Genomic DNA, 5,804 nt, shown 5'->3' with positions numbered 1-5,804 from the left:
CACTAGCACATTGATAACAATAAGCGTAAGGGTTAAAATTGGATAACTCGAACGCGGCGCATTATCGCCAAGAGGAATCCCCATACTCTTCTCTCCTGATTAAAGCAAATCAGAACTCTCAAGAATTGACAGTAATATCGGCTCTATCTTATCACGTAATGCCTGGTTAGCGTAACCTATCCAAGCCACATTTTCTTGAATATCCAATAAAGAGCTTAACGGGTTTCCCTTTTCATCAGTAATAATTACGCCCGCCTCACGCGCGATCAGCTCCGTGCCAATATCATAGGGATGGGCGCAAAGGGGTTTTTGATGTGATTGATAACGCTTGTAAAGCAATGGACGCAAGTCAGCGATAAATCGGTCGTGCCCAACCATCAGCTCAAAGAGTTGACCACCGGTGGAGGTGTATTCATCATCGAAAATCACCGGATTGCCGATATTCAGATCGCCAACAAGTGCTTCGAAGAGACGACATTCGATTTCAACCAACTCGCGCTTACCGGCAGGAAAAAACTTTACTAGCGATGCGAAACCATGTTCAAGTGTTTGTGCGCGGCTGGGATGAAGCGATGCGGGATTCACTTGGTCTAAAACAAGGTCATGCAACTCAGCCTGAGCGCCCTGCCCTTTTACCGCCCACAGATGATAGGCAAGATTTTGTCGGGTGATAGGTAGCTCCGTCTGCATCGCAATCGTGATATCGGCAAGCGTAGTTTTTCTTCCTAGGTTTGGTGCAATTCCAGTTAACAGCCAAGCGCTTCGCTTGTCATACATTAATGGGCGAGTGCCATCGATTGGATCAACAATGAGAAGAAAGGTTGCATCCTGAGCTGAAGCGCCATCAGGCAAAGAAAGCCAACCATCTCCGGATATGCCCTCAGCAATAAGAACAAACGGAGTTTCTTTTGCCCATTCTCTACAATATTCTAAAAGAAGTTCTTCGCTAAACTCATCAATACGATAAATAGTATCGCCATCACGAGCCGCAGTCGCAGCCGATAGGGTTGTTTGATCCTGCGTAACCATCTGTTTGCGTAAGTGGTCACGCATTTTAATATGAAGTTGTCGGAGTTTATCCAGATAATAAGTCGAATTATGCGGCAGGTTTGTCATGCCATTATTTTCGGTTCTTCGTCAGAATTTCCTGCTGATAGCCACTTTCTCAGCAATCTTCTTCCTCGGTGAATACGAGAACGCACCGTACCCGTCGAAACTCCAACCGCACTCGCTATTTCATCATACGACATATCTTCGATATCGCACAAAACAACAGCTTCACGGAATTCATGCGGCAGCCGATTTAGCGCTTCTTGCATATCAGCGCTGAACTCAACTGCTAGGAGTTGTTTCTCCGGATTCGCCCCAGAATCAGGGAAATCTGCAACCATATCATCGTCATCATCGGACGAATTCGGGAGTGGTTGGTCAAGGGAATATCCTTGAGTTTTAGGTTTCCGTCGCAACATATCAACATAAAGGTTATGCATAATTTGCCGCAACCACGCCTCGAACGCAAGCCACCGATTGTACTTATCAAAGAAACGGTAAGCTCGCAAAAAGGTTTCCTGAGTTAAATCCTCAGCTTCAAGCGGGTCCCCCGTCATTCGATAAGCAAGGTTATAAGCACGCCGATATGACTTCCTCATGAGACGGTCAAATTCAGCTTGCTTCTCTCCTTCTAGCATCTGGCTAGTGGCTTGTGCTTGATCCTCTTGAATCGCGTTGGAATCATCCTGGATGATACTTGCCATCAGTCTACCTCCTTCATTTCTTAGCCTAGCTAATATTACTCATCGGGACCGAAAATTCTAACGTATAAACGAATGGGGTTAGATATAACCAGAAATTGGTCAGCGACTATGCCACAACTCTAACGCCAGCAGTCTGGAGTTTGACCCTATACGTCAGATGCCCACAGTCTATTAAGTTCTAAACGGCTCACATTACGGAATCTGACCCATCAAGGGTACCAAAGAATACAGATCCCTAATTGACATAAACGCGTAAGAAATCTTACTTTTAATATTATATCACAGGTAACGAGCAAATGCAAGAAAAATTGTAGCCATAATTAGCTTGACTAACAAATAATTTTTTTAACAAAATAACTCATTATTTCTGATCGCTTTCATATCCCAACATGCGTTATGGGTTGACATTTTTTCGTTTGAGAATTAGACTTTAGGTCGCTCATGAATACCCAAACTAAAATCGATACAAAATTGAAAACATCTAATAATAACGATGCACCCATTTCCGAGTTAATCATTGCCGGATGCTTGACCCTTTTCTGCGCGATTGTCTATGCAGTCTATTTCTCTAGCTCAGTTGTCACAAGTCCCCAGGGATCGACAAGTCCTAAGCCGCCCCTCTTTAATCTCATCCTCTCAACACCGATTCTAATTATCATGCTGTTTAGCTGCTTGAGTTTAGGTTCGGCAAGGGTCGTTCGTTTTTGGCAAAGCCAAATCGATCGTCGTCCCCTAACGGTATGGCTTTTCCCTACAGTTGGTTGCCTCCTCAGCGCCATCTACATGCTTTCTACAAGCCAATTCAGATGGAATGATGCAATCACTTTGGCGGTTTATCTTTTTATCCCAGTGGCTTTAGGGCTAAGGCGAGCTTTATGGGCTGACTGGGGAATTGCCCTAGCGATCTCTCTGCCAATTCAATACAAGTTCAAAATAGCCGGATACCGCTTGATGGATCTACCTCAAATGCCGGTTGATGGCGGCGTGCAAATACACATATTACTGGCTGTATGTGTCACATTTTGGACACTGCTTGTTGTACGACAGCTTAAAGACTTTGAATTCAGGTTGCATATTACGCGCGAAGATTTTATTTTCGGGATTAAGCTTTTCGCTGTTTTCGGCTTGCTTGTCATGCCTCTTGGCCTCGTCACCCATTTCATTGAGTGGCGGCCATTCACGATTCATCTGCAATACAAAGTACCCCCTATTGTTTATCTTTTTATCCCAATTGGGTTATATCTTTCGGTAGCCCTCCCAGAGGAGGTAATGTTTCGCGGAGTTATCCAGAACCTATTAAACAAAACAACCCAAGCGCTTGGAGTATTGTTTTTGCGCTTTCCCATTTTTAAGAACATTAGCCAATTCCTTCCGAAAAAGGCGCTCACAGCGCCTTTTATTGCGCTCATTCTAAATGCGCTTATTTTCGGGATAACCCATAAAAAAAACGGCGGGGATCCGGTTTATTACTGGAGCTATGCAGCTTTTGCAACGCTAGCAGGCGCTTTTTATGGATATGCCTATCTGCGTACCAATCGCCTAAATGCCGGCGCAGTAATGCATGCATTAGTTGATAGCGCCTGGCTTATTTTTTTTAATCCTAAAGGCTTACACTAACCATCAGTGGACCATCTACCTAATGCAGTGACAATTATTCATACCAACGACCTTCACAATCACCTGAAAGAACCGGCTGTGCAGCGGTTAAGGGCATTAAAAGATGAGTTCGAACCCAATGTACTCATGCTCGATGCCGGAGATATTATTAAGACGGGCAACATTGGCATCCCTTTGTCAGAAGAACCTGCCTGGAAGCTGGCGGGGCTAGCCGGTTATGATGCGATTACTTTAGGGAATCGAGAGTTCCACATTTCTGAAGTAGGGCTTAAAGCAAAGCTGAAAGGTACACCCTGCCCTATCCTTTGTGCGAATATACACGACAAATTCGGCTCGCCTCTTCCTGTGCAGCCATTTGCCCGTTTTGAGGTGGGTAAGACAATAGTTATCGTCCTCGGGCTAACTGTTCCGATGGTCACTTCCACCATGAAGGCCCAGGCAATCAGTCGATATCTATTCCGCAACCCGATCGAGGCAGCGAGCGAATGGGCGATTAAACTTCGCAACAAATGCGACCTCCTCATTGCGCTCACCCACATCGGCTATAAAAACGACATCAAACTTTCCGAAGCGGTCCCCTTTTTTGATGTTATAATCGGTGGTCACTCACACACAGTCATTGAGCATCCCGAGCAAGTAGGCACAACATCAATCGCTCAAACCGGCTTCTACGCCCATTCCGTAGGCCTCATTAGAATATCTCCAACCAGAGAAGTAACCGGCGAGTTGCTGCCTTTGAAATAGGGAACAATGCTAACGGTGTCGTTGCTGGATTACCTAGCCCCCGCCTCATCTAGTGTAGGAGGTTCCCCCACATACTCTTTTGAAGTGATTAGTAATACTTCGGCAACTCAATCTTATCGTTGGGTCGACTTCCTGCTATCGTAACCGATATAATGTATGTATTAGGAGGCGAATTAGAATGCTGAAAACAAAACTTATTCATCCCGATATTCTAGAAGTTCTTGGACGCGCGGGACATGGTTCAAAGGTATTGATTGCAGACGGCAACTTTCCTGCCCTCACTAAACTAGGACCAAATGCCACACTAGTTAATCTCAATCTCTCCCCCGGCGTTGTTTCAGGCACACAGGCGCTTGAAGCAGTTGTCAGCGCAATCCCGATCGAGTCGGTCACGCTAATGCAATACCCAACGACAGGCCCGCGAGCTTTATCGGAAGACCCGCCGATATGGCCAGAGTATAAACGTATTCTCCAAGAGGCAGGATTTGATGCTGAGTTTGAGAAACTGGAACGTTTCGCATTCTACGACGCCGCCTCCGGCCCAGATACTGCGCTTATCATCCACACCGCCGAACAACTGCGCTTCGCCAATATCATGCTGACTATCGGGGTTGTCACAAAGAAATGAAGTACAGAACACTTGGACGAACGGGATTGCGAATATCTGAAGTAAGCCTTGGCGGTCATGAGTATCGGCGACGCCATCTCGTTAAAGACGGGCGTTTTACGGAACTCAATCCCGATAGGCCGAAGATAATCGCGACAGCTATCGAGATGGGGGTCAACTATTTTGATACAACCTACACCGAAGAAGCGCAATCTCTAGGGGCAACACTTAAGACCCTTGGCGTTCAACGCGATAAAGTCTATCTAAGCGGAATGAGCATCGACCTGCTAGCGCGATTGGGTGATCGAGAACCGTCCGAGTGGAAAGCCTATATCGTAAGTGAAGTAGAAGAGCGTCTAAATCTCTTTCATAGCGACTATGTGGATGTGTTCCAGATATGCGCGATGGAGTCGGGTTTCTCACAAGATAGGCTCGAATTCGCATTAGAAACATTGCGGAATATGCAGCAGCAAGGCAAAATTCGTTGGGTTGGATCATCAGCCCACAACCCTGAGCTATTGGCTAAAGTTATTGATGAGCAGAACCCAATCGACATGTGCCAAACACCCATCAACTTCAATAAGGGAGTCTGCGAGCCGCTGCTGAATGCCGTCCGCAAGCATAACGTTGGTTTAATCGCCATTAAACCTTTCGTGTGGTTCGACTATGGGATGCCGTTTTTACCTGTATGTCAGAAAATAATCGACGATCATGGCCTCAACCGAGCAACCGCCGCCCAGATGGCAATTCGCTGGATATTAAGCCATGAAGAAATCGCCGCAATCGTCCCCGGCTGCAACTCAGAAGCCGAAGTTATTGAGAATGCAAGAGCCAGCGACCTCCCACCCGATTGCATCGACTTTAGCTTACTATCCGCATGCCGAGACATCCCCGACCGCATCGAAGAAATGATCGACCTAATCGACCACCCACACGCCGAAGTCGCCTCCTATTCCCACGAACGTGTCGCCAACGCCGTCGGCTGTGATTATGGCAAAGACAAAGAGAAATACCTTGAAGCATGGCGAGCGAAAAGGCAGAAAGAGTAACCAATGAGTACAACACCCCATACAACCCTATAT

General features: G+C 46.3%; 6 protein-coding genes. 4 read left to right on the top strand and 2 right to left on the bottom strand.

Annotated features, from left to right (window positions below; translation table 11 throughout):
• Positions 1-99: 99 nt before the first annotated feature.
• Complete coding sequence (locus WCO51_08945) at positions 100-1,116, bottom strand: inositol monophosphatase (GenBank protein MEI6513386.1); 1,017 nt, start codon at positions 1,114-1,116, stop codon at positions 100-102.
• The gene (locus WCO51_08940; protein ID MEI6513385.1) at positions 1,113-1,754 is read right to left on the bottom strand and encodes a sigma-70 family RNA polymerase sigma factor; all 642 of its coding nucleotides are present in this window, start codon (positions 1,752-1,754) and stop codon (positions 1,113-1,115) included. The genes WCO51_08945 and WCO51_08940 overlap by 4 nt, the downstream gene beginning before the upstream one ends.
• A 471-nt stretch (positions 1,755-2,225) precedes the next feature.
• Here WCO51_08940 and WCO51_08935 point away from each other — a divergent pair, with 471 nt between their 5' ends.
• From WCO51_08935 to WCO51_08920, 4 genes are all read left to right on the top strand, one after another.
• The gene (locus WCO51_08935) at positions 2,226-3,371 is read left to right on the top strand and encodes a CPBP family intramembrane glutamic endopeptidase (protein ID MEI6513384.1); all 1,146 of its coding nucleotides are present in this window, start codon (positions 2,226-2,228) and stop codon (positions 3,369-3,371) included.
• Between the two features lie 6 nt (positions 3,372-3,377).
• On the top strand, positions 3,378-4,115 hold the full coding sequence (locus tag WCO51_08930; GenBank protein ID MEI6513383.1) for a metallophosphoesterase: 738 nt from the start codon (positions 3,378-3,380) through the stop codon (positions 4,113-4,115).
• A gap of 178 nt (positions 4,116-4,293) precedes the next feature.
• Positions 4,294-4,743 (top strand): RbsD/FucU family protein, encoded by a 450-nt coding sequence (locus WCO51_08925; protein MEI6513382.1) that lies wholly within the window; start codon positions 4,294-4,296, stop codon positions 4,741-4,743.
• Positions 4,740-5,771: an aldo/keto reductase gene (locus WCO51_08920; GenBank protein MEI6513381.1), complete on the top strand. Its 1,032-nt coding sequence runs from the start codon at positions 4,740-4,742 to the stop codon at positions 5,769-5,771. Before WCO51_08925 ends, WCO51_08920 begins: the two co-directional genes overlap by 4 nt.
• The last annotated feature ends 33 nt before the right edge of the window (positions 5,772-5,804 follow it).

The organism is bacterium, from assembly GCA_037131655.1.
Lineage (GTDB): Bacteria > Armatimonadota > Fimbriimonadia > Fimbriimonadales > JBAXQP01 > JBAXQP01.
The sequence above is the reverse complement of the archived record's forward strand: the minus strand, read 5'-3'. Positions and strand labels throughout refer to the sequence as shown.